Raw genomic sequence first — 3,874 nt, forward strand, 5'->3', positions numbered from 1 at the left:
ACGAGATGCAGACTCTGTGAGCTATGCATTGCGTGGAATCAAGCGCGAATGGGGAGCTTGCATCAAGACCATCACAGCCGACAACGGACCCGAGTTCACCGCCTTAAATACTGCTTTTGCTGGGACGGAAACTGAGATCTTCTACGCCCATCCTTACACGTCCTGCGACCGTGGCACCAACGAGGTACATAACCGGATGATCCGCCAGGACTTCCCTAAGGGCATGTCCCTAGATGACATTAGCCCTAGTCAAGTGCAGGCCACGCAAGACCGCTTGAATCAGTTGCCTCGCAAACAACAGGGCTACTGCACACCCCAGCAAAACTTTGAGGCCGAAGCTCGGGCGTTCGCCGCATGGCCCAGTAGTCTCTCTAGCACCACAACTTCTATTTGATAACGGCCTGTTCTGGGATTGTCCTCAACGACTGGCTAACTTGTTCTTGCAATTTACGGCAAAATAAATACCTCTGCCTAAATCATTAGTAAACAACACCCGCTACTCTACACCAACTAGAGTTAGTCTTATCATAAAACAAATACACGTCGTCAACTAGATCAGATCGATCTTATCAACAACGTGCATGATTCAGTTATTTCAATCGTTTCAACAACCATACTGGCCGGTGCCGCTCAGACTTGTGCACCCGGGTATTAACGACTTGTAGCAATTGTAAAATGGTGAAAATTAGTGAATTACGTTTTCGGTACGCAATGTACTTCGGTTCCCACTCGGTCACATACTTCTCTTTGTACGACCGTAATCCCTGAAAACCATATAACTGGTAGCCATATTCGTAAATTAAATGAGCAATTTTTTCTTGAATAAAACTGTAGCGTGAAACCCCCACACCGGATAACGGTGCCATTCCCATATTGAAATAAGCATAGCCATCGTCACGCGCCTGTTCAAATAGGTGCACAAAGACCGTGTCCATAATGCCGGATGGCGCCGATTTGCTTGACCGCATTAAGTCAATTGAAGTCGTCTGATGATTTCCCTGCGGCATAATATTCGCAAACGCGACAATTCGGTGGTCAGGATCATAAACGACCGCTACGGGTGCCTGATTGAGATACTGCTCATCAAAAAATCCGAGCGAGAATCCTTTTTCCGTCTCACCTGCTAACCAACTATCCGAAACAGCTCGTAATTCAGCCATAACGTTGGCACTGAACGGTGGCTGCAAGATGGCAAACTCATAGTGATCCCGGGTAAACTTATTCATTAGGGTCCGCTCACCCCGTAGCCGTTTACCAGCCAAACTAAAGTCTGCCAATTTGACGTGCCCTTCTTCACCGGTTTTGATAAAGTCAAAGCCCATTTCGTGTAGGCGCATCGTCAGCATCTCACTAATTTCGTAAAAGACTAGCGAGCAACCGTCACTATCTGCGTCATCCAATAACTGTTCCAAGGCAGCTTGTAATACCGCTTGATTACCGAATGGCTCTCCCATAATGATCAGTTTATCAGCCTTCTGCTGGTATAAGAAGATCAGTTGATCGACCCTATCGGCTTGATAGTAATATGCTAACTTATCATTCAAATAAGCCAAGTGTGAGATTTCATTGCCGCCATAAGTTTCAATCACTTGTTTGACCCGAGCCGCATCCATCTTTTGACGCAATCGGGCGTTATAGCCACTCGCAAAGTAGCGGTACATAATAATCAAAATCATTGCCGCTAAGACTAACCCAACCACCCCAAATAACCAGAGCTTTTGTGATGGGAAGAACAGCGCTTCAGGAACCGCATGCCGATGATGAATTTGGGGCGCGTTATAGACCCCCACAATCGTATACAAGATAAAGGTCACCACATACACGCAGCTAACCCACAACGTTTGCCCCCACGAAAAAGCCAACCGATCACGATAATAAGCATGCCGCGACAAAGCCACTAGCGCTAGAATCACAATCAAGAAAATCACAAATTTCATCGAAATTGCATCATAAACGACGAGACAGCGAATCGTATTCAAAATTGCAATCAGCAGGACAATCACCGTTGGCCAAAAAGCTTTTTTGACCCGGCCAGCAGTTCCCAACGCCACCCCAATCAGTAAGAAGGCCATAATAATACTGCTGGCCTGATTAATAAAGAAAAAGGTGTACGGATAAAACTGTAAGAAGAGTTTATTGCTATATGCAAAGGTAGGGACCGTTGACATCAACAACATCAGAAAACCAGAAAAGTAGAGAAAAACCGTCAGTACCATCTGAGCAACACGTTGTAATGCCTGCTTAGGAATACCCGCTAAGCGCACGTTTAAGCGATGGCCGGTGTCATGGATGAGTAAGACCATCCCGATGGCAAACGGGATAATATAGTAGAATAACCGGTAAAATAAGAGCCATACGACGGCGTCTGGTCGAGAAACTCCGACCGCACTGAGACCAAAAATCATGAAAACGTCGAATGACCCAATACCACCGGGTACCATTGACACTTCACCGACAACCGAAGCAATCACGAATAACGGCACGACTGCTGCAAAATCAATGGGTAATCCCATAAAGTTTCCAATTAATAAGAAGAACAGCACACAGCCAGTCCATTCACCAAACGACCCACTCAATAACCGAACGACGTTGCCGAGCGTAAGGCCATCGAAGAATTCCGAATCGTTGATCCGTGTAAAAATAAAGATAGCTGGAAAATACAGTGCACCACCGACGAGCCAGATCCAGTAACTGCCATACATGTTCCCAATGCCAAAGCCATAGACTAGCACGAGTGAGATCATACAATATAATGACAATCCCGAAACTAAAAACAAAGCGATCTTGGAAATGGCAAACACGATTTGTTTTTTAGTGGCTTCGCGATTATAAAAGTTAGCACGCAGTGAGGCGCCCAGCACGCCCCCAAAACCACCGATATTCGTAAATGTATTGGTGATCCATCCTGCTTTTAAGATATAGCCAAGTGAATAGTGGTTGGGTAAAAACTTTGTAATCATGACGTCATACGTCAGCATTGGTGTCACTGCGATAATACCAATCACGACCATGCTCAACAGATGCCACCAGCTTTGCGAAGCAAGCGCATTTGCCAACTGCGCGCCACTGACTTCCTTCGCAATTTTGCCGACTTCCGTAATCACAAATAACAGGACAGAGAATACAAATAATGCTTTGATGATCCCCATGCGTTTATTGAGTGCCGTCCCGATTTTCTGTAACGTTGCCTTCAAAAAAATTCTCCTTTCCCTAGATTATCTGTATTTAATCTTGAATTTATAACGTTTTGATTTCCATTTGGTAGATTGTAAAATTAATCCGAACGCTGTTCGGACAAAAAAAGATCAGCTTCCTTTAAAATGGTGTTTACCACAAACCCATCTTTTAGGAGATGATCTTTTGTCTAGTATAACCTATTCCGAACGAATTAAAATCGAAACCTTTTGTGAACTAGGGCTGTCCAATATCCAAATGGGCGTTCGGCTGAACCGATCACCGTCAACAATTTTTTATGAATTATCTCGATGTCAACCTTATCAGGTTGAATTAGCACAAACAGATGCCGAATACAAGCGATCACGATGTGGTCGGAAAACTAAGCTGAGCGATGAGTTAAAGCAAAAAATTCTCAACCATTTACGTCTAAGCTGGTCACCAGGAATGATTGCTCACGAATTTAAACTAGCTACTAAATCTATTTAGTGGCTGCTTAAAAATTCTATAATTCAGGCATTTAAGCTAATATATGCATTATTGCGGTATAATAAATCCATTGGAATTAGCTGTTTTCCTGCATTTTCCTTGCATTTTTTGGGAACCTACTCGGAGGTTATCGTATGGTCTATCGTCACAGCCCGCTTCAATTGTCATTTGAATCCTTTGGTGCCGGTTTAAGTACCCCACTTAGCTCTAA

The 3,874-nt window shown here is 44.2% G+C and carries 2 protein-coding genes and 1 pseudogene; 2 read left to right on the top strand and 1 reads right to left on the bottom strand.

Going from position 1 to position 3,874, the window contains the following annotated elements:
• The coding region (locus ACKTSG_RS13745) for an IS30 family transposase (RefSeq protein WP_407895554.1) at positions 1 to 394 on the top strand (394 nt) is incomplete at its 5' end.
• Positions 395 to 590: 196 nt separating this feature from the next.
• Here ACKTSG_RS13745 and mprF read toward each other — a convergent pair.
• A complete protein-coding gene (mprF, locus tag ACKTSG_RS13750; protein ID WP_407895556.1) occupies positions 591 to 3,194 on the bottom strand; it encodes a bifunctional lysylphosphatidylglycerol flippase/synthetase MprF in 2,604 nt (867 codons plus the stop codon).
• A gap of 166 nt (positions 3,195 to 3,360) precedes the next feature.
• Between mprF and ACKTSG_RS13755 the strand changes: the two are divergent.
• Positions 3,361 to 3,660: pseudogene (locus tag ACKTSG_RS13755) on the top strand (transposase); the annotation flags it as partial.
• Positions 3,661 to 3,874: the final 214 nt, after the last annotated feature.

This window comes from Lacticaseibacillus salsurae (genome assembly GCF_045862175.1).
In the GTDB taxonomy this organism is placed as follows: domain Bacteria; phylum Bacillota; class Bacilli; order Lactobacillales; family Lactobacillaceae; genus Lacticaseibacillus; species Lacticaseibacillus salsurae.